Annotated in this window: 16 protein-coding genes, 1 pseudogene and 2 riboswitches; of the genes and pseudogenes, 1 reads left to right on the forward strand and 16 read right to left on the reverse strand. The window is 63.3% G+C overall.

Annotation, left to right across the window (positions count from 1 at the left end):
• Nucleotides 1-40: 40 nt before the first annotated feature.
• The 11 genes and pseudogenes from K6T64_RS10060 to K6T64_RS10110 form a co-directional block, all read right to left on the reverse strand.
• Nucleotides 41-1,648, reverse strand: coding sequence for a cobyric acid synthase (locus tag K6T64_RS10060; RefSeq protein WP_288009978.1), 1,608 nt, complete (start codon nt 1,646-1,648; stop codon nt 41-43).
• Complete coding sequence (gene cobT / locus K6T64_RS10065) at nt 1,635-2,756, reverse strand: nicotinate-nucleotide--dimethylbenzimidazole phosphoribosyltransferase (protein ID WP_483306142.1); 1,122 nt, start codon at nt 2,754-2,756, stop codon at nt 1,635-1,637. The genes K6T64_RS10060 and cobT overlap by 14 nt, the downstream gene beginning before the upstream one ends.
• 51 nt (nt 2,757-2,807) lie before the next feature.
• A pseudogene (gene cobJ / locus K6T64_RS10070) lies at nt 2,808-3,620 on the reverse strand (precorrin-3B C(17)-methyltransferase); the annotation flags it as partial.
• Nucleotides 3,580-4,413 (reverse strand): sirohydrochlorin chelatase, encoded by an 834-nt coding sequence (locus K6T64_RS10075; protein ID WP_288009979.1) that lies wholly within the window; start codon nt 4,411-4,413, stop codon nt 3,580-3,582. The pseudogene cobJ and the gene K6T64_RS10075, both read right to left, overlap by 41 nt.
• A 5-nt stretch (nt 4,414-4,418) precedes the next feature.
• On the reverse strand, nt 4,419-5,855 hold the full coding sequence (locus K6T64_RS10080; protein ID WP_288009980.1) for a cobyrinic acid a,c-diamide synthase CobB: 1,437 nt from the start codon (nt 5,853-5,855) through the stop codon (nt 4,419-4,421).
• The gene (locus tag K6T64_RS10085; protein WP_288009982.1) at nt 5,852-7,048 is read right to left on the reverse strand and encodes a cobalt-precorrin 5A hydrolase; all 1,197 of its coding nucleotides are present in this window, start codon (nt 7,046-7,048) and stop codon (nt 5,852-5,854) included. Before K6T64_RS10085 ends, K6T64_RS10080 begins: the two co-directional genes overlap by 4 nt.
• Complete coding sequence (gene cobM / locus K6T64_RS10090) at nt 7,048-7,869, reverse strand: precorrin-4 C(11)-methyltransferase (RefSeq protein ID WP_170099151.1); 822 nt, start codon at nt 7,867-7,869, stop codon at nt 7,048-7,050. Before cobM ends, K6T64_RS10085 begins: the two co-directional genes overlap by 1 nt.
• Nucleotides 7,866-8,591: a precorrin-2 C(20)-methyltransferase gene (cobI, locus tag K6T64_RS10095; protein ID WP_288009984.1), complete on the reverse strand. Its 726-nt coding sequence runs from the start codon at nt 8,589-8,591 to the stop codon at nt 7,866-7,868. The genes cobM and cobI overlap by 4 nt, the downstream gene beginning before the upstream one ends.
• The gene (cbiE, locus tag K6T64_RS10100; protein ID WP_288009986.1) at nt 8,584-9,870 is read right to left on the reverse strand and encodes a precorrin-6y C5,15-methyltransferase (decarboxylating) subunit CbiE; all 1,287 of its coding nucleotides are present in this window, start codon (nt 9,868-9,870) and stop codon (nt 8,584-8,586) included. The genes cobI and cbiE overlap by 8 nt, the downstream gene beginning before the upstream one ends.
• Complete coding sequence (locus K6T64_RS10105) at nt 9,807-10,961, reverse strand: cobalt-precorrin-5B (C(1))-methyltransferase (protein WP_100666970.1); 1,155 nt, start codon at nt 10,959-10,961, stop codon at nt 9,807-9,809. The genes cbiE and K6T64_RS10105 overlap by 64 nt, the downstream gene beginning before the upstream one ends.
• The gene (locus K6T64_RS10110; RefSeq protein ID WP_288009987.1) at nt 10,958-11,611 is read right to left on the reverse strand and encodes a precorrin-8X methylmutase; all 654 of its coding nucleotides are present in this window, start codon (nt 11,609-11,611) and stop codon (nt 10,958-10,960) included. The genes K6T64_RS10105 and K6T64_RS10110 overlap by 4 nt, the downstream gene beginning before the upstream one ends.
• 128 nt (nt 11,612-11,739) lie before the next feature.
• A riboswitch (cobalamin riboswitch) is annotated at nt 11,740-11,941 on the reverse strand.
• A gap of 167 nt (nt 11,942-12,108) precedes the next feature.
• Between K6T64_RS10110 and cobK the strand changes: the two genes are divergently transcribed.
• Nucleotides 12,109-12,873: a precorrin-6A reductase gene (gene cobK, locus K6T64_RS10115; RefSeq protein ID WP_288009988.1), complete on the forward strand. Its 765-nt coding sequence runs from the start codon at nt 12,109-12,111 to the stop codon at nt 12,871-12,873.
• 193 nt (nt 12,874-13,066) lie between these two features.
• On the opposite strand, the gene K6T64_RS10120 is transcribed toward cobK, so the two are convergent.
• The 5 genes from K6T64_RS10120 to K6T64_RS10140 all read right to left on the reverse strand — a co-directional run bounded on the left by K6T64_RS10120 (nt 13,067) and on the right by K6T64_RS10140 (nt 19,662).
• Nucleotides 13,067-13,669, reverse strand: a complete 603-nt coding sequence (locus K6T64_RS10120; protein ID WP_288009989.1) for a tropomyosin — start codon at nt 13,667-13,669, stop codon at nt 13,067-13,069.
• 13 nt (nt 13,670-13,682) lie between these two features.
• On the reverse strand, nt 13,683-15,491 hold the full coding sequence (locus K6T64_RS10125) for a B12-binding domain-containing radical SAM protein (protein WP_288009990.1): 1,809 nt from the start codon (nt 15,489-15,491) through the stop codon (nt 13,683-13,685).
• Between the two features lie 11 nt (nt 15,492-15,502).
• Nucleotides 15,503-16,318: a GTP diphosphokinase gene (gene yjbM, locus K6T64_RS10130; protein WP_407928384.1), complete on the reverse strand. Its 816-nt coding sequence runs from the start codon at nt 16,316-16,318 to the stop codon at nt 15,503-15,505.
• A 93-nt stretch (nt 16,319-16,411) separates the two neighbouring features.
• Nucleotides 16,412-17,140: a HoxN/HupN/NixA family nickel/cobalt transporter gene (locus K6T64_RS10135; protein WP_288009991.1), complete on the reverse strand. Its 729-nt coding sequence runs from the start codon at nt 17,138-17,140 to the stop codon at nt 16,412-16,414.
• 131 nt (nt 17,141-17,271) lie between these two features.
• Nucleotides 17,272-17,453: riboswitch (cobalamin riboswitch) on the reverse strand.
• Between the two features lie 58 nt (nt 17,454-17,511).
• On the reverse strand, nt 17,512-19,662 hold the full coding sequence (locus K6T64_RS10140; protein WP_288009992.1) for a thioredoxin domain-containing protein: 2,151 nt from the start codon (nt 19,660-19,662) through the stop codon (nt 17,512-17,514).
• Nucleotides 19,663-19,818 lie beyond the last annotated feature (156 nt).

Below are 19,818 nucleotides of genomic sequence, written 5' to 3' on the forward strand. Positions count from 1 at the left end.
CTGTGCAGCCCCCATCGCCCGCCCCGCGCCCTTGGCGTCTTCACGCCCCGGGTTCCCCGGGCACCGCCTGCGGATCCCTTCCCCTGCGCCGGGGCGCGCCCGGAGGCTCCAGAGCCAAGAAACGATAAACCCGCTCCCAGTCGACATGTTGTCGCAACAAAGCCGCCAACCGATCGAAAGCTTCCTCCCGGACAGCATACATGTCCCGCACCTTGCCTTCAAGAGGGGGCAGACCCTTCTCCCGGCGCAGCCCATCCAGCCAGCGGCGCCGGAAGGCCCAGCTGTCGAAAATCCCGTGGACATACGTCCCCCAGACCTTTCCATCCCGGGACACGGCGCCCTCGGGATACCCCGCCTCCCCTCCGGCAGACTCAAGCCACAATAAAGAGCGGGGCTCGTCGCACCAGGACGTCCGGCCCATGTGAATCTCGTACCCCTCCACCGGCACACCTTGCAAATCCGGCCCCAACTCCTCCGCCGCCACCCGGCCGGCCCTGCGCAAGACACGCTTGGTCGGGAAAAACGCCGTCTCCGCGGGAAGGAGGCCGAGCCCAGGCACCTCCTCCCCCGGGCGCCCCCCTTCGATCCCCTCCGGGTCCATCAAGCGAATACCCAGCATTTGATAACCTCCGCACAACCCCCCCCCCCGGCCCCCCCGGGCGGCAAAATCGCCGATGGCCGCCGCCAGCCCCCGAGCCCGGAGCCAGACCAAGTCCCCGATGCTATTTTTCGTGCCGGGCAGGATCACGGCGTCCGGATCCCCCAACGCCTCCGGCCGCTCCACCCAGCGAATCCGCACGTCGGGTTCCAGTCGCAGGGGATCGAGGTCCGTATAGTTCGACAGGTGAGGCAAACGGATGGCGACAATCTCCAATGGCCCCTCCCCGAAGCCGCCGGGAAGGGCCAGGGAATCCTCGCCATCGATAGGCAAATCCTCCCAGGGAACCACCCCGATCACCGGCACCCCGGTCCGCGCCTCCAGCCACTTCAGCCCCGGTTCGAGCAACGACGGGTCGCCCCGGAATTTGTTGATCAAAAAGCCTTTCACCCGCCGCCTCTCCTCCGGGTTGAGCAGCTCCAGGGTCCCCACGAAGGAAGCAAACACCCCGCCCCGGTCGATGTCTCCCACCAGGAGAACCGGGGCGTCGGCCAGGGCGGCGATGCGCATATTCGCGATGTCCCGGTCTTTCAAATTGATTTCCGCCGGACTGCCCGCCCCTTCGATCACCACCACTTCCGCCTCTTGACGGAGCCGGTCCAGGGATTCTTTCACCGCACCTAGAAGTTCGGGAATCAGGCGTTCCCGGTATTCCCGGGCGCCGGCGTCCGTCAAGGGTTTCCCTCGGAGGATCACCTGGGCCGAGGCGGGGCCGCACGGCTTGAGCAAAATCGGGTTCATGTCGACGGTGGCGATCACGCCGGCGGCCTCGGCCTGAACCCCCTGGGCCCGGCCAATCTCCCCGCCGTCCATCGTGACATAGCTGTTTAACGCCATATTTTGCGACTTAAAGGGCGCCACCCGCCAGCCGTCCTGGGCCAGAACTCGGCAAAAGCCGGTGGCCAGCCAGCTTTTCCCAACGTTAGAGGCCGTGCCCTGTAACATGATGCACCTGGCCGGGGGAGAGACCGCCGCCTCAGGCCTCGGCATCGGAGACCCCTGCCTCCTCAAAGGTGGCCATCTCATCGAGGATTCGCGCAGCGGCCTCCATCATCGGCATGGCCAGGACCGCGCCCGTCCCTTCCCCAAGGCGAAGATCGAGATCGAACAAGGGCTCCCGCCCCAGCCAGCGAAGGATTCGACCGTGCCCGGGCTCCACCGACCGGTGCGACGCGAACATGTAGGGCAACGCCCTGGGGTCGATGTGAACCGCCGCCAACACCGCCGCCGACGCGATGAACCCGTCCATGAGCACCGGCACCCGCCGGGCGGCGCCGGCCAGAGCCGCCCCGGCCAACCCGGCGATCTCCAGACCGCCCACCTTGGACAGCACGTCCACCGCGTCCGAGGAATCCGGCCGGTTCACCGCCAGAGCCCGGCGGACCGCTTGGAGCTTTTTCTGCCGGCGGACCGGATCGATTCCGGTTCCCAGCCCCACCAGGTCCCCCTCGGGCCACCCGGTCAGTGCGGCAGCCACCGCCGCGGCCGCCGTGGTGTTGCCAATGCCCATTTCTCCCAGGGCGAGGAGCCGGATGCCGGAGTCGATCATCTCTATGGCCACACTCCAGCCAACATCCAGGGCCCGCTCCGCTTCCTCCCGGGACATGGCCGGCCCCCGGGTCATATCCGCCGTCCCGGGTCGGACTTTCCGCACCCGGAACACCGCCCCGGAACCGGCCGCCCCGGTGGTGGAGCGGACCCCCGCCGGGTTGATCTCGACCCCCACTCCGACATCCACCACCCAGACCGCCGCCCCGGCCACCCGGGACAGGACGTTCACCGCCGCCCCGCCGCGAAGAAAATTCAACACCATTTGGGCGGTGACCTCCGGGGGGTAGGCGGACACGCCGCCCGCAGCCACCCCGTGATCCCCGGCCATGACCAGCACCCCCGCCGGCCGGACCTTCGGACGCTCCTCCCCCGTCGCCGCCGCCAATTCCACCGCCAGACCCTCCAGGCGCCCCAGACTGCCCTGGGGTTTGGTCAACCGGTCCAACCGCCGCCTCGCGGCCTCCGCCGATTTTTCAGAGGGAAGGGGGATTTCCCGGGACATCCAAGAATACAATTCGATCACCTCACAAAAGGGGTCTTCATCCATTGAAACTCCCGGCGCCGCGGATCCTTTTTTATCGGGCCTCTCGCCCTAGTCCTTTGTTGAGCCCAACGCCCAGGGCATGGGATCCAGGCGCCCCCGCTCATTCGCTCCGGTCAATGTATACTTGCGCTGGTAACCCCGGGGGGTCACCATCCGCCCGTGATACTCCCGGGTGGAAGAGTTGCCGATAATGAGAGTAGTCAACATCCCGATCTCGTGGTTCAACATGTCTTCCAGCGTGGTCACGTCCACACGCTGCCGCTGTCGATAGGCGCTCTTCACGATCCCCACCGGCGTCTCCGGAGCCCGGTACCGCAAAAGAATGGACTGAGTTTCTACAATTTGTTGGGTCCTGCGCCCGCTTTTGGGATTGTATAAGGCGATGACAAAATCGGCCGCAGCTGCGGCCTCCACCCGGCGGGCGATCACCTCCCAAGGGGTCAGGTGGTCACTCAGAGAAATGGCGGCAAAATCGTGCATCAAGGGCGCCCCGAGGAGCGCCGCCACGGCGTTCACCGCCGAGATGCCGGGAACCACCTCGATCTCGGGATCATCGCCGGGCTCCCAGCCCTGCTCCATCAGAACCTCGTAAATCAGACCGGCCATGCCGTATACCCCGGCGTCTCCACTGGAGATCACCGCCACCGTCCTTCCCGATTTCGCTTGCTCCACCGCCGCCTGGGCCCGGGTGACCTCTTCGGTCATCCCCGTGCGAAGGACCTCCCGGTCGCCGATCAAATCCCGGACGAGATCCACGTAGGTCTTGTACCCGACAATGAGATCGCTTTGTTCGATGGCCTGACGGGCCCGGAAGGTCATGTGTTCCTCACTGCCCGGCCCAAACCCGACGACGAAAATCTTCCCCATCCCCGTCCCCTCCTCGTGCCATCTCATGCATTAACTCCTGCAGCCGCCCCGCGACAATGTCCTCCAACTTCGGATGTCCCGCGAGATACCGGGCGAGCCGAAATTCCACCTCCGGCATCTCCGCCTGGGCCTCCTCCACCCATCCCGCCAGCCGCTTCATCAGGACCCCGGTGAACAACAGGTACGGCAACACCACCACCCGGCGCACTCCGGACAGGACGGCCCGGCGGAGAGCCGTGGGCACATCCGGGTATGTCACCCCGACAAAGCAGGGCTCCACCCAGTCCGCGCCGCACTTTTCCCAGAACAGGCGAGCCAAGCGATACAATTGCCCATTCGCCTCGGTATTGCTCGATCCCCGGCCGACGAACACCACCGCCGTCCCCTCGGCCTTCCCGGTGGACAACTCCCATTCCCCAGCGGCCTCGGCCAAGCGGTCCACCAACATGTCGAGGACGCCGGGGTGAAGGCCCAAGGGGCGCCCGTAACGCACCCGAACCCCCCACTCCCGGGCAGACCGGGCGAGAATCTCCGGAATCTCCTCCCGGACGTGCCGGGCCGGCAAGAGAATCACCGGTATCGCCCACACTTCCCGAATTCCCCGAGCGGCGAGCCGCTCCATCACGTGGGGAATCCCGGGCTCAGCCATCTCCAGAAATGCCCCGGCGACGGTGCGGTCCGGCCACCTGTGGCGGAGGTTCTCCACCAATGCAGAAAACTCCCGGTTTCCCTCGGGATCCCGACTGCCGTGACCGATGAGAAGCACCGCCCCTTGCTCATTTTCCATCCTCATCCCCTTCACCCCTCCCAAGCCCCGGCCCGCTCCGCCCGGTGGCGGGCGCAAAGATCCAACCAACGGTCGACCATATCGGGATGGGAGCCAAAATGCAGGTGCGTGTAGGCAGCGAGAAGCCGGTCTTCCGCGTACCCATCCCGGCCCCAGCCCCGGCGGGCAGATACCCGGTATGCCCAGGGATACGGCTCCTCGATCTCCACCAGATGCGAATAGTGAAACTCGTGCCCCCGGGCCTTTTCACCCGCTTTCAAAAGCACCGTATCCCGCTCCGCCACCACCTCCCGGTACCCGAGAGCGGCGAGAGTCCGCTGCATCCTCACCCAAGCCGGGACGAGCCCCGCCATGGGATAGCGACGCCCTTCCGCCGTCTCGATGCCCCGGGACAAGTACATGAGTCCCCCGCATTCCGCGTAGATGGGCAGCCCCCCGGCGTGCCGCCGGCGCAGGTCCTCTAGCACCTGACGATGGGACGAAAGTTCCTGGGCGAACTCCTCGGGGAAGCCCCCGCCGATGTACAGGCCGTCCGCCTCCTCGGGCACTTCCTCCCCGGCGAGAGGCGAGAAAAAGAGCAGCCTGGCTCCCCGGTGCTCCAATAACTCCAAGTTCTCGGCGTAATAAAAATGAAAGGCCGCATCCCAGGCCACGGCGAGGTTGACCCGGGGCGGGCGCGGGGGCCGGGCAAAGAGCACGGGATCCGACGCCCCCAGGGCCGGTGCGCTCCGGGCCAATTCCACCACCCGGTCTACGTTCACCGACTCCCGGACCATTTGGGCCAACTCGTCAAACCACCCTGACAACTCCCCGCGCTCCAGGGCGGGAATGAGACCGAGATGGCGCTCGGGAGCGGCGAGATCCAGCCGCCTGGGCAGTGCGCCCAGGACGGGGATGCCGCACGCCCCTTCCACGGCGGTCCGGATGATCTCGGCGTGGCCCGGGGATCCCACCCGGTTCGCCACGACCCCGACGATGCGGACCCGGGGGTCGAGGCGCTGAAAGCCGAGCACCACCGCCGCAGCGCTCCGGGCCATGCTGTGCACATCCACCACGAGGATCACCGGAACCTGGAGCAGCCGGGCCACCTGGGCGGCACTCCCCCGGTCATTCCGGGGGTCTTTGCCGTCGTAGAGCCCCATGACCCCCTCGATCACCGCCACATCGGCCCCGGCACACCCGCGGAAAAAGCTTTCGCTAAGCGCTTCCTCGGGCACCATCCACGTGTCCAGGTTGCGGGCCGGCCGGCCCGTCACCGCCCGGTGAAAGGTCGGGTCGATATAATCCGGTCCCACTTTAAACCCCTGCACCGTCAATCCCCGCCGGCGCAATTCCGCCATCAGCCCCACCGTGAAGGTGGTCTTCCCCGCCCCGGAGTGGGTGCCGGCAATGAGAAGGCGCGGGCAGGAACTGCCGGAACTTGGTTTCGCAAGGGCCTTCCCTTTCACGGGCCAGCCCCCCTTTCCACCGCCCCGTTCTGGAGATCCGGACATTTTCTCGCCACGGACAGAGTGACATTTCCAGAAACGATTTTGTCGACGAGCAGCCGGTCGGTGCCCGCCGCCCGCATGGCCGCAGGTTCACTGACTCCGTAAGCCCCGGTGTAGCGATACACCATCTCCGAAGGGTGCCGCATGGGCATCTCGTTCAGTTCAACCGGAGTGTAGGCAATCAGGGGCCAACCGCGATCTCGGCACAGCGCCACCAGACCCGTTTCATCTTTTTTGCGGTCGATTGTCGCCACCGCCGCCACGCTGTCCACCGCCAATCCCTTCGCCCGGAGGGTCCCTTCCACCACCTCCTCGATCTCCGCCCGGGGGGTGCCCCGGTTGCACCCGATCCCCAGAATCAGGGATTTCGGGCGGTAGACCACCCAGTAAGGAGCAAACTGACGCAGCTCCTCCTCGGACCAGATCCGGTCGGTGATGAGGAGCAAAGCCCCAAAGCCCGGCAACCCTTGCCGGGCACGCTCGGCCACCGCCCCCCGGGCTTCCTCCAGGCTGTCACACCGGTGGATGGTGGGCGGCAAAGGGGTCGGGCGGGTCCACCAACCCCGCTCTCCGGCCTCTTGGAGAACCAAGACCGGCTCCTCGTTGACCACCGCCGCCGATGCCGGAGTGACGTGGCGGTCGTCGGCCAAAGTCCAGCCAAAAGATCGACCCAGGAGGTCCACGGCGATGGTCCGGCCCACATCCGAAGCCGTGGTGATGACGGGCTGGGCACCGAGAACCTCGGCCACGCGCTCGGCCAGGCGGTTCGCTCCCCCCAGGTGTCCGGAGAGGACAGAGATGGCAAACCGCCCGGCGTCATCCACCACCACCACCGCAGGATCGGTCTTTTTGTCCCGCAGCACCGGAGCGATCATCCTCACCACCGCTCCCAGGGAGATAAACAAAATCCAGCCCTCGTAGCGGTGAAATCCATCTTGAAGCAACTCCCGGACACTCCCGGAAAAGGGCGTCGCCCGAAAGGAACTGAACGTCTCGCCCTCCTGAGCTCCCCCGGCTGCCCGGAGGTCAAATTTCTCACTGTAGTACACATCGACGCCGCCCAGCCCTTCCGCCGTCCGCCAGGCCAATTCCACCCCGTGTTTGGTGATCGCCACCGCGGCGTAAGGCTGGGGATGATCCGGCCACGGCATCACGGCTCCTCCCCCCCGGGGGCATCCCCGGCCCGTACCGCCCGCCGGTACCGATGGGCAAAAGTGGGATCGTAAAGCCGGGATTTTGGCCCATCGGGACGGCGCAGCCCGGGGTCCAGGGCCGGCCCGGCCAGGATCAAGGCGTGACTTCGGATTTGGGCGTCCCGCATGTCCTCGACAATTCGGCCCAAGGTGGAGCGGACAACCACTTGGTCCGGCCAGGTGGCTTTGTACACCGCCGCCACCGCGATATTGTCCTCCCATCCCGCCTGCCGCAGGGCGTTTCGGACATCCCCCATGAGCCCCGCCGACAGGAACAGCGCCAAGGTGGAGCGGTGCCGGGCCAGGGCGGTCAACTCCTCGCCCGGCGGCACCGGCGTCCTCCCCGCGGCCCGGGTGAGGATCACCGTCTGGGTCACTTCGGGCACCGTCAGCTCCGCCCCCAAAACCGCCGCCGCGGCAAAAACTGAGGAAACGCCGGGAACGATCTCCCAGGGGATCCCCGCAGCGTCGAGCCGGGCGGCCTGCTCAAGGATCGCCCCGAACACCGACGGGTCCCCGGTATGGACCCGGGCCACCCGCTGGCCCTGCTCGGCGGCATCGATCATCCGCCCGGCGATCTCTTCCAGGGTTAGCCCCGCGCTTTTCTCAATTCGGGCCTCGGATTTCGCTCCCCTCAACACCTCGGGATTCACCAGGGAATCGGTGTACAGAATGAGATCGGCTTCCTCGATCAGGCGCTTGCCCTTGACGGTGATGAGTTCCGGATCCCCCGGCCCTGCACCGATAAAATACACTTTGCCGATCCCCGGGCGGCTCATCGTTCCTCCCCCTTTTTGACGATCATCAGGGTGAGGTATTCCAGTTCCCGGCCCCGGAGCTCCCGGACATCCCGAAAGACCTGCTCATCGGGGGTCCCGCATTTGGTCACCACCGCCGCCCGGTCCACCAAGTGCAGCTCTTCCAAAAGATCCACCATCATATCCATGACTTTTGCCACTTTCAAAAACACCACGGTGTCGTGGTCCGCCAAGGCCCGGCGCATGGCCTCCCGGTCATTCACCGCGGGGATGATGCCCACTCTCTCGTCCCCGTCCGCCAAGGGAATATCCAGCCGGGCCGCCGCTCCGCCCGGAGAAGAGACCCCCGGGACCACCTCCACCTCCACCCCGGGGTGAAGCCGGCGCAGGAGCCGGACCAGATGAATGGCCGTACTGTACAGATACGGGTGACCCTCGGTGATAAAGGCCACGTCCCGGCCGGCCGACAACTTCTCCCACACCCGGTTCACCGTCTCCTCCCACTGAATCCGCAATTTTTCCGGATCCCGGGTCATGGGAAAGACCAAACCCAACCGCTCCGGGCCCGGGGTGGGCAGCAGACTTTCGACGATGGAAAGGGCATAGCTTTCCCCGGAGCGCATTTTTTGCGGATATGCCACAACCGGAGCTTCCCGCAGAATCCGGTGGGCACGCAGGGTTAGCCACTCGGGATCCCCCGGCCCCACCCCGAGCACGAACAATTTCCCCAGTCGATCAGCCATTCTCGTTCCCAGCCCCTTCCTCCGCCCGTCGGGCGGCCACGATGTACACCGGATCAAAAGCTTCAAACCGGGTGAGATCCTTAATGGGGCGGCTGCGGGCCACCTGGATCAGCGTCACGTCCACCGCCATCCCCCGATTTCGCAGCCCCTCCACCGCCTGATAGAGATTTTCAAGCGTCGCGGCGTTCACCACAATGCGGCCCCCGGGCCGCAGGCGCCGGACGCAGACGTCCAGCAACTCCTCCATCCGCCCGGCGGTGCCGCCCAGAAACACCGCGTCGGGGTCAGGAAACGCCTCGAGTCCGTCCGGGGCCGTGCCATGCACCCAGTGGACCGGGCGGTGGAATTTTTCCACGTTGCGGCGGAGGTTCTCACAATCTTCCTCATTTTTCTCGATGGCGTACACCCGTACCCCCTCCGCCAACCCCGCCGCCTCGATGCCCACCGAACCGGTACAAGCCCCGATATCCCACATCACGGCACCCGGGCGAATGTGCAACTTCGCCAGGCTGACCACCCGGACTTCCTGTTTGGTGATCAGCCCACGCTTGGGTTTGCGCTGAAAAAACGCCTCATCGTCAATCCCCAGGGGCCAAACCGCCTCCCCCGATGCTCCTTTTTTATGGGCCTCCGCCCCAGTCCCTCCTCCGTCTTGCCGGCGGCAGATCACCACCACGTTGAGGGGGGCGAACTCCTGCTCCGCGGCGTCTGCCACCGTGTACCATCCCGTCCGCTCATCCGGCGCTCCGAGGTTCTCCGCAACGAACACCTCCACCTCCGAAAGCCCCGCCTTCTGGAGTGCCCGGGCAATTCTCCCAGGCGTACTCCCGTCCGACGTCACCAGGGCGACTTTCGCATGGGTGCGCACCCAGTCCACCACCGGCTCCACATCCCGCCCGTGCACCGAAGCCAAAAAGGCGTCCTGCCAAGGCTCTTTCATCCGGGCAAAAGCCAACTGAACCGAAGAGACGTGGGGGTGGATCTCCACCTGTTCGGGGCCGAGTTTTTTCGCCAAGTACCCCCCGATGCCGAAAAAATTCGGATCGCCCGAGGCCAGTACCACCACCCGGCGGCCTTCCCGGCGGGCCTGATCAATGCGATCCACCGCCCGGGAAAGCCCCTCTTGCACCGCCAGGACCTCCCCGGAGTATTCGGGAAAATAGTCCAAATGCCGCCTTCCCCCCACCAACAGGTCAGCCTGTTCAATCCATCGCCTCACCGGGACGGGCAGTCCCTCAGCCCCGTCCGCTCCGATGCCGATGATCCGGACCGGTTCCACGGCCTCTCCCCCCTTCCGATCACGCGCCCCTCCAAATCGCAGAGGATCATTTCCACCCCGAAGGCTCCCCCGACGTGCTCAGAAGCGCGTGCACAGATCTCTTCGCACAATCGCTCAAAAAATGCATGGTACCCCTTCGACCAAAGGACATCCCCGATCTCCTTGGCGGTATTCGCCCGACGAATTCCTTCCGCCTCGGAGGGCGGCACTCCGGACTGAACGGCCAGGTCGGCCAGCCACCCCGGGTCCACCGACGATCCTTTTGAATGGAGATGCATGTGTCCCGCCGCGGCCTTGGAGAATTTTCCAATCATGCCGCAAAGGGTCACTTTTTCCACGCCCCGTTTGGCGCACTGCTTGAGAGAAAACCCCAGAAAATCCCCCATTTCGATAAAAGCCTCTTCCGGGAGATGGGAAAGCTCCCGCATAGCCACCTTTTCACTGCGCCCCCCGGTAGTCAACACCACCTGCCGGCACCCCGCCGCCGTGGCCACACTGATGGCCTGGGCTACGCTGGCCATCCACGCCGCCGTGGAAAAGGGCTTGACAATCCCCGTGGTACCCAGGATTGAAATTCCTCCGATGATCCCCAGCCGGCCGTTCATCGTCTTTTTCGCGATCTCTTCGCCCCCGGGGACGGAAATCACCACCCGAATCCCGCGCCGCCCCAGCATCTCCGGCCCCGCCGCCTCTTCTGCGGCCTGGCGGATCATCCTCCGGGGCACCGGATTGATGGCCGGCTCCCCCACGGGCACGGCCAGCCCGGGCTTCGTCACCCGACCCACTCCCTCGCCACCCTCGAGTTCAATCCCCGGCTCTCCCCGCCAACTCACCGTGGACCAGATCCAGGCGCCGTGGGTGGCATCGGGATCGTCCCCGCCATCTTTGATCACGGCGCAGGCGGCGCGCTCCGGCGTAAACGATAAACCTTCCACGGCGAATCGCACCCTTTGCCCGGCCGGGAGCCCGATCTCCACCTCGGACAGCGGCTGTTGGTGAACCAGGGCCCATACGGCTGCTTTCGTCGCCGCCGCAGCGCAACTGCCAGTGGTATAGCCGTGGCGCAGCGGCCGCTCCGGCGGTTCGGTCATCTCGCCCCCGCCTCCGATACGGCCAACAGAGACAGGGCATTGACGATGGCCACAGCCACCGGACTGCCCCCTTTGCGGCCCTCATTGGTGATAAAAGGCGGCTGATCCAGACCGGCCAACTGCGCTTTCGATTCCGCCGCCGATACGAACCCCACCGGCACGCCGACGATCAGCGCCGGGCGCGCCTCCCCCGCCCGGACGAGGCGAATCAACTCCAACAGGGCGGTCGGGGCGTTACCGATGGCCACGATCCCCCCTTCCGCCATCCGGGCCGCCTTGCGCATCGAAACGATGGCCCGGGTGGTTCCCCGGCGCCGCGCTTCCTCGGCCACGTCCGGATCGGAGATGAGGCAGTGCACCCGCCCCCCAAACCGCTCAATCCGCGCCTTGGAGATCCCCACCTGAACCATCTGGACATCGGCCACCACCGGCCGTCCCTCCCGGATGGCCCGAATCCCCGCTTCCACAGCCTGGGGATGAAACCGCAGCGACCTCCCCAGATCAAAATCTGCACTGGCGTGAATCACCCGTTGGACAATGGAAAATTGTTCTTCCGTAAAAGAATGCTCCCCCAGTTCTTCCGCAATGATGGCAAAACTTCGGGCCTCGATCTCCTCGGGCCGGACTGTCGACGGCACAAACTCGCTCACCCCATCTCCCCCTCCCCCTGCGGGTACAAAAAAACCCCCGACCCATCGGTCGGAGGCAATATGCGTTGACGCCTGGTGGGCCTCAAGAGCCCGGAATCGGCACACCGCACCCCATACCGCGAGGGTCTTCCGGCGTTTCCATCAAGGTAGGTCTCCTGGCTCCCGGGTCATCGCGGCCCTCCGTCTTCCCCGCAGCTAAGCGAGTGACGTCGTCCTCGGCGGACGTGGAGGGCAACTCGTCCGGTCACAGTGGCGGGTCCGCTCGGGATTCTCACCCGATTCCCTGTTACCTTCCGCCGCAGCGGAAGCACCTTGACGTCGTTGCCACAAACAGTCATTCTTGAAATTGGATGAAGATAAGATTCGTTGTAAGCATAACTCACGATCCGGGACTGTGTCTAGAGCCGTTTTCGCCGATCCCATCTGTCCTGCCACCGAGATCCTGGCTTTTCAACTTTTTTGACCGAAAAATGTTCCCGTGAAGAGGTGGTTCTCCGATGCTGTTTCTCCTTGCCGGTACCAGCGACGCCCGGGCCCTCGGCGTTCAGTTGCAGAACGCCGGCTACCCGGTATTGGCCTCGGTGGTCACCGAAAGTGCCGCATCCTCTTTGCGTAAGGAGGGGCTCTCGGTCACCGTGGGCCGCAAATCCGCCAATGAAATGGCTAGGCTCTTTTCCGAAAACGGAACCCGGGCGGTGGTGGACGCCAGCCACCCCTTCGCCGAAGAAGCGTCGCGAAACGCCATGGAAGCGGCCATGATTGCCGGCATTCCCTACATCCGGTATGAACGTCCGAGCTCGGAATTATCCGAACATCCAAACTTACACTTAGCGCGGGACTACCGCAACGCCGCAGAGCTCGCCGCCTCCTTCGGCGGCACCATTTTCTTGACCACCGGCAGCAAAACCCTGCCCATCTTCGCCGAAGTCCTGTTGAAAGACCCGACCATCCGGATGATCTGCCGCATTCTCCCCACCGAGGAAAATATGCGCACCTGCACCGCCCTCGGCATTCCTCAGCGAAACATCGTGGCCATGCAGGGTCCGTACACCTCGACGCTCAATGCGGCCTTCTATGAACATTTCGGCGTGACCACCCTGGTCACCAAGGAGAGCGGCTCTGAAGGCAGCGTCATGGAAAAAATTCAACCCGCTCTGGACCGCGGCATTCATACTATCGTGATCTGCCGTCCGGGCATTCAATATGAGCACCTGTGCCACAGCGCCGGCGAAGTACTGGAAACACTGGACCGCCTGCTTTAGGGGGGCGGCCGTTTCCACTTCGCACCAACCGCTGGATCCCCTTGATCACCCGGCCGATCGCAGCCACAACGATCGAAAGGGACAGGGCGGATGCCCAGAAGCTCCTTTTGAGATCTCGCACCGCCTGAGCCTTCAACCGGGCGTCGTCCACATCATCTCCGTTTCCAGGGCGGTCTTCTCGGCATCTCGCCGATCATCGATTCTTCATCATATAAATCTCCCGATCGTGCTCGCCGATTTTGCGATCGTAAAAAGCCAAATCCGCTTTCGTAACCATGTTCGTTTCGACGTGTTGCAGCCGCTGATCGATACCGATGGTTCTGGCGTCGATCTCCAAAACGGCCTGGCGCATATGCGGAAATTCTTCCAAGATATGCTCGACATGTACGACCCGGCAGTCCACATCTCTCACCCGCTCTTCGACAGTGGACAACCGGCTCTCGACCACATCCAAGCGGCGTTCGACCGCGTCCAAGCGCTGCTCCACCGCATCCAAGCGCTGCTCCACCGCATCCAGGCGCTGTTCCACCGCGTCCAAACGCTGCTCCATCGCGTCCAGGCGCTGCTCGACCGCATCCAGGCGCTGTTCCACCGCGTCCAAACGCTGCTCCATCGCGTCCAGGCGCTGCTCGACTGCACCCAGGCGCTGTTCCACCGCATCCAAGCGCTGCTCCACCGCATCCAAGCGCTGGTCGATTCTATCAACTCGCGCTTCCATCCGGTCGAATCGCCCATGCAAACTCCGAACCTCTTGAAGAATGACCTCCAGAACCTCGTTGACGTGACGATCGTCCATCCGGCACCACTCCTCATCTGTGGGTGTCGGCCGCATCTTCCGCGTTCATCTGAGCTGCCACAAACAACATCGGCCTCCCCTTCCACTTCGACACCGAACCCGGAAACTCCTGTCCACCGGGAGGATACACCACCACCGCCAGATGGGGATCCCCGACCCCCGCGAGCTGTCGTTCCTGAATCCATGCGCTCGCATCGAAACTCACCCACTCCAAGACGGCGTGTTTCAACAACGCCGTCTCCCCCAGTTCCAGCCGGGCAAACTCCGGGCCCAGAATCTCCGGCCGTTCGGCCAACCTCCGGGCCCACCCCAGCACCCCCCCTTTGTCCAGGGTCGGCACCCACCAGGGGGACCGCGGACGAACCCGGCGTGTCAACAGATAATCGATTTTTAACAGATCCTCCGCCACCATGGGCCGCCTGAGACCCTTGTCGCGCAAAAAATCGCGCATGCGCAGAAACAGATCCTCGGGCTGATATCCCAACGTCCCGTACCCCTGCCGATCCCAGTAATCCCCCAGTTCCTGATACAAATCAAAGGCACTGGAAAACTCCCAGGCCCTCAGATACCGCAGGGTGTGATCCATCCAGTGCGAATTCCAATATTTGTCCACCATATCCTCGACCCGCTTGATCCGCCGGACGTCCTCGTAGGGCAACACGTCGTTGGCCAGCACCTCATAGGGGGGCTCGTCCATGTACACGTACCCGAACTCCGCCGCCCGAGCCCTGAGCCCCGTTCCCCGCAGTAGTTTGAGAAACCCGAGTTGCAGCTCGTCCGGTTCCAAGGCGTACACATCGTCGAAGGTTTTGCGGAACGACCGGTAATCTTCCCGGGGCAGCCCGGCGATCAAGTCCAAGTGCTGCACCACCCGACCGGACTCCCGCAACCGCCTCACCGTGCCGGCCAACCGATCGAACCGCTGAATCCGCCGAATCAGTCGGTTCGTCTCCTCGTTTGTCGACTGGACCCCGATCTCAAAACGAAACCGTCCGGGCGGCGCTTCCGCCGCCAAAAACTCCACGATCTCCGGGCGCAGGATATCTGCCGTGATTTCAAACTGAAACACCGTCCGCCCGGGGTACCGGGCCAAAAACTGAAACAACTCCAAGGCATAATCTTTTTTCAAATTGAACGTTCGGTCCACGAATTTAATTTGTGAAACGCCGTAATCGATCAACCGGGCCAAGTCTTCTTTGACCCGCTGCAATGAAAAATACCGCACCGCATCATCGATGGACGACAGGCAGAACTGGCAATGAAACGGACACCCCCGGGAAGCCTCGAAGTACACAATCCGATTGTCCAACTCCTCCAGGTGGCCCCGGTAAGGAGAGGGGATCGCGTCCAAAGGTTCAATCCAGCCCCGGCGAGGCGCAATCTTCACCCGGTCCCCCTCGCGGAAGGCCAGGCCAGCGATCTCGCCAAGATCGCCTCCGTCCCTCCAGGCCCGGAGCAACTCCATAAACGTTGCCTCCCCTTCTCCGATGACGATGGCGTCCACCTCCGGCCACTTTTCCATCCACTCCCAGGTGTCATAAGAGACCTCCGGTCCCCCTAACACCACCCGTGTAGCCGGAGACACTTTTTTCAAGAGGCGCACGATTTTCAGTGTTTCAACGACATTCCAAATATAACAGGAAAATCCGACGACCTCCGGGCGGTCGCCCACCACCTCGGACAAAACCCGCAACGGATCGTCCTTGATGGTGAACTCCCGGAGCAGTACGTCGAACTCCCCTTCCGCCGCGGCCCGAAGATAGCGAAGCGCCAAGGAAGAGTGAATGAATTTCGCGTTCAGCGCCGCGAGCAGGACCTTCACTCCGACCCCCCCTAGTGCGTAATGCCGGTTCCACTTTGCACCAGCCACTCTTTGACTTCTTCCGCCAACTGCCGCAGGCCTTCAAAATCTCCCGCCAACCCGTGCAGCCGTTCCTGAAAGGCCGTCGCCATCTCCACCTGTCCCGAGGATTCCAATTGTTCCAGATCCCTCAGAATCGAGGAAACCAAATTCGACTTCCTTTCAAACAGCCGCTGGGCCTGCTTGATTTCTTCGCGAATCTCGGACATCTCCCGATCTAGCTGAAACGCCGCCTCGGCGGCCGCCCGGAGGCGCTCCCGAACTTGGGTCGGCAGATTGCCTTTGTATTTATAGTTCAGGGAATGTTCGATGGTCGCCCAGAAGTTCATCGCCAAGGTTCGGACCTGAATTTCCGCGAGCAGCTTTTTTTCCCCTTCGGCCGTTTGGATGGGGTACCGAATAATGATATGGTAGCTGCGATAGCCGCTGTCCTTTTGGTGCCGAATATAATCGCGTTCCTCCACGATCTCCATGTCCCTGCCGTCCCGCTGGCGAATGAGCTGGACCACCCGATCAATGTCGTCGACAAACTGACACATGATGCGAATACCGGCGATATCGGGCACCTCTTCCACCCGTTCAAGGGGGATGCCCAACCGGGCCGCTTTATCGAGGATGCTGGAGACTTTCTTCAGCCGCCCGGTCACAAACTCGATGGGCGAATACTCTTCCTTTCGCTTGAGTTCATTCCGGATACTGCGAAACTTCACCTTGAGCTCTTCAACAGCCTGCTCATAGGGCAACAAAAACCGATCCCAGTCAATGGTGTGCACGCGCCTATTCACCACCCCAGGCCCCGTGGGCCGGAACTTTCGCGGACCAACGTCCTCCCTTTATCATACCGGAATTCCGGTTCGTCCTCCAAGGGATGAACACGCTGTTCAAGGACCCGCCAGGCTCGGCAATCCTACGGCTTGACCGATCAAAAACACGATGCCCACCACCACACTGTATACCGATGTACAGCCCGCCAAGACCACCCTCCAGCCCATCCGTCGCCCCGCCAGTCCGTACCCCATCATCGTCAACAGGGAAATCAAAAGATTGGCCACCAGCATGCCCGCCACGAACAGGAAAAATACCCCCAGGGCGGCCGTGCGCCCCCCGGCCTGCATCGCCGCAGCGAATACCATCAATTGGGTGGGCGTTTCGGCCCCGGCCCCGTGAATCACCCCGACGGTAAAGGCTCCACCCGCCCCCAACTCCGGGTCGGCGCCCCCGGAATCTTTGCGCCAGAGCCGTCTCCACCCCCGCCGCACCCCTTGGTACAACAGCATCCAGCGGCTCCGGACCGCAAGCTCATGCCGTCCCGTGAACAACATCACCAACACCCAGCCGCCCAGGGCGATCAACGTCGCCCCCACCACCGGTTCCATGACACGCCCCAGCCACCCCGGCACGTGAACGTCCGCGACGATGACCGGAATCCCGAGCAACAGAACCACCGTCCCATGGCCGAGGGCATACAACATCGCAAAAAAAAGACCCCGAAGCCGGTGGGTTCCTCCGGCAATCAAGTCCGTAATCGCCGCCACGTGATCCCAATCAATTCCATGCCGAAATCCGAGGACCAGCGCCAATCCGCCGAGGGCCACCACCGAGATCGTCATGACCGGCCACCCCGCTTCCGCCCGTCGAATCCGGCTCCAAACACAAAAATGCCCCCCGAGCGCCGCCCGGGAGTGTTCTCCATAGAAAACACCACGACCATGTTCGCGCCCCCCTATCCGCGTAGGTGTGCGGCCGGTTGTCGGACAGGGCAGGTCTCCTGGCTGAGGATCTTCACCTTTCCGCGTCTTCTCAGGCAACGTGCCCAATGACCCCTGCGGATCGCTCCCCATCACAGTGGCGGGACCGCGCCGGACTTGCACCGGACTTCCCTTTTCAGCGCCGATCAGGCGCACCCTGTCTTCCATCCATTGTCCGTCGTCCAAAGTATACTACAGTTCCGTCTTTAAGAAAAAGATCCCGAAACGGGAATCTACTCCTCCACAAACCCGGAGCCAATGCTTTGCAGCCGCTGAAGGGCCTCCGCCCAAAGCACCGGGCGCTCACAGGCATTTCCCCGACAGATGTACACCTGGGTCTCCCCACCCTTCGACCGGTGGCCACTCACCCGGGGCAACACCTCCGACACCCGATCCCCCTCCGCGCCATCCGGCCTCACCACCCACAGAGCCCGGGGGAGATACAGGCGCCGAACTTCTGCCGGCCAGCGGGCCGCGGCAAAAGAGCCCTGAGCCTGCGGTCCCCCGACGAAACCCTCCCCGCTGTCCCCCGCTTCATCGCGAACCGGTTCGGCCACCACGATCTCCTCGGAAGGCCCCACGGCGAAATCCCAGGCCGTCAAGAAAAACGTGTATCCGGCAGGATAACGGGACACCGCCCCGGCAAAAGCCCGAAGCTGGGCCTCCGCCCACCGCTCCCAGGCCGGATCCCCCGTCAGGCGGCCTAGCCACAGCAGGTCCAGGGCCAGGACGGAGTTTCCGGAAGGCAGGGCTCCGTCCTCCGCCGTCTTGGGCCGGGACCAAAGCGCCTCCGCATCCGACCCGGTCAGAAAACAGCCCCCCTCATTCTCATCCCAAAACAACGTCCGCACATCTTGCGCCAGCCGAATCGCCCGCCGCAGCCACGCCACATCTCCGCCGGCCTGGTACAACTCCAACAAACCCCAGATATAAAAGGCGTAGTCGTCCAAATAACCCAGGATCCCCGCTTCGCCATCCCGATACCTCGCCAACAGCCTGCCATCCCCCTGGCGCAAAGTCCGCCACAGCCACTCCGCCGCCCGCCGGGCGGATACCAGATAGTCCGCATCCCCGAGCACTCGAGCCCCCCGGGCCAAGGCCGCGATCATCAGCCCGTTCCAAGCGGTGAGAATTTTATCGTCTTTATGAGGGTGTACCCGACGATCCCGCACCGAGCGCAGAATCTCCAGCCCCCGGCGGACCTTCCCATCAATCTCTTCGGGAGTCATTCCCAGTTCCCGGGCCAGCAAATCGACATCCGTATCGATCTCATTCAACACCGATCGGCCGCCTTCAAAATTCCCCTCCTCCGTCACACCAAAGTACCGGCAGAGAACCTCACCATCCTCCGGCCCCACCGCTTCTGTGATCTCCTGGGGCGTCCAGACGTAAAATTTTCCTTCCTCCCCTTCTGAATCCGCATCTTCCGCCGAGTAAAATCCACCCCCGGGATCGGTCATCTCCCGGCGCACGTAAGTAACTATCTCCCGGGCTGTCTGCGCCCATCGCTGGTCGCCCAACGCTTGGTACGCTTCGAGATAGGTCAGAACAAGAAGGGCATTATCGTACAGCATCTTCTCAAAATGCGGGATGAGCCAACGCCGGTCGGTGGAATACCGGGCAAATCCAAAGCCGACGTGATCCCAGATCCCCCCTCGGCGCATCCCCTCGAGGGTTCCCTGCACCATATCGAAAGCCTCCCGCCGCCCGCTGCGCACCCCGTACCGCAACAAAAACAAAAGATCGTGGGGCCGGGGGAATTTCGGGGCTTGGCCAAACCCGCCAAAGGTGTGGTCATAGCTGGCTAAAAGCTGCTCGAAGGCCCGGGTGAGCGTTCCCGCATCCACCTCTCCCTGAGCGGCCCGTCCAAGAGCTTCCCCGATCTGTCCGGTGAGATGCCTCCCGGCGTCTTTGACGCGGTCCGCCCCCTTTTCCCACAACTGCGCCACCCGGGTCAACAGTTCCATCAGCCCCGGGCGGCCATATCGACTCCGCTTGGGAAAATAAGTTCCGGCGTAAAAGGGTTCTTTTTCCGGTGTTAAGAACACGGTGAGCGGCCAACCTCCTTGCCCGGTCAGGGCCTGGCACGCGGCCATGTACAGATGGTCGACGTCCGGCCGCTCCTCCCGGTCCACTTTAATCGCCACAAAATGGCGGTTCAGAAGTTCCGCCACCTCGGGATCTTCAAAGGATTCCCGTTCCATGACGTGACACCAATGACAGGTGCTGTATCCGATCGACAAGAAAATAGGCTTATTTTCCTGCTTGGCCTTCTCAAAAGCCTCCTCGGACCAAGGGAACCAGTCCACTGGGTTATACGCGTGCTGGAGCAGATATGGCGATTTTTCCCTGGCCAAGCGGTTGGGTTTATTAGTTGTTGTCATGGGGAACACCCCTTATTTTTGTACAGGATCAAAGACCCTTGATGAGGAAAGGATCCGGGTTGCGGCGGCAATCCCCGCCACTATGAGAAAAGACCCCCGAAAGGCGCCAATCATAGCACCGAGGGGCGCTGCAATTTCCTGCACGACTCCTTGCAA

It is taken from the genome of Kyrpidia sp., from assembly GCF_023512215.1.
Classification (GTDB): Bacteria; Bacillota; Bacilli; order Kyrpidiales; family Kyrpidiaceae; genus Kyrpidia; species Kyrpidia spormannii.

What these genes read in the sequence shown, in the direction of transcription:
- K6T64_RS10060 (WP_288009978.1), bottom strand. Translation starts at nt 1,648, where the DNA reads ATGCCGAGGCCTGAGGCGGCGGTCTCTCCCCCGGCCAGGTGCATCATG.
- cobT (WP_483306142.1), bottom strand. Translation starts at nt 2,756, where the DNA reads ATGGATGAAGACCCCTTTTGTGAGGTGATCGAATTGTATTCTTGGATG.
- K6T64_RS10075 (WP_288009979.1), bottom strand. Translation starts at nt 4,413, where the DNA reads ATGAGGATGGAAAATGAGCAAGGGGCGGTGCTTCTCATCGGTCACGGC.
- K6T64_RS10085 (WP_288009982.1), bottom strand. Translation starts at nt 7,048, where the DNA reads ATGCCGTGGCCGGATCATCCCCAGCCTTACGCCGCGGTGGCGATCACC.
- cobM (WP_170099151.1), bottom strand. Translation starts at nt 7,869, where the DNA reads ATGAGCCGCCCGGGGATCGGCAAAGTGTATTTTATCGGTGCAGGGCCG.
- cobI (WP_288009984.1), bottom strand. Translation starts at nt 8,591, where the DNA reads ATGGCTGATCGACTGGGGAAATTGTTCGTGCTCGGGGTGGGGCCGGGG.
- K6T64_RS10105 (WP_100666970.1), bottom strand. Translation starts at nt 10,961, where the DNA reads ATGACCGAACCGCCGGAGCGGCCGCTGCGCCACGGCTATACCACTGGC.
- cobK (WP_288009988.1), top strand. Translation starts at nt 12,109, where the DNA reads ATGCTGTTTCTCCTTGCCGGTACCAGCGACGCCCGGGCCCTCGGCGTT.
- K6T64_RS10120 (WP_288009989.1), bottom strand. Translation starts at nt 13,669, where the DNA reads ATGGACGATCGTCACGTCAACGAGGTTCTGGAGGTCATTCTTCAAGAG.
- K6T64_RS10135 (WP_288009991.1), bottom strand. Translation starts at nt 17,140, where the DNA reads ATGACGATCTCGGTGGTGGCCCTCGGCGGATTGGCGCTGGTCCTCGGA.
- K6T64_RS10140 (WP_288009992.1), bottom strand. Translation starts at nt 19,662, where the DNA reads ATGACAACAACTAATAAACCCAACCGCTTGGCCAGGGAAAAATCGCCA.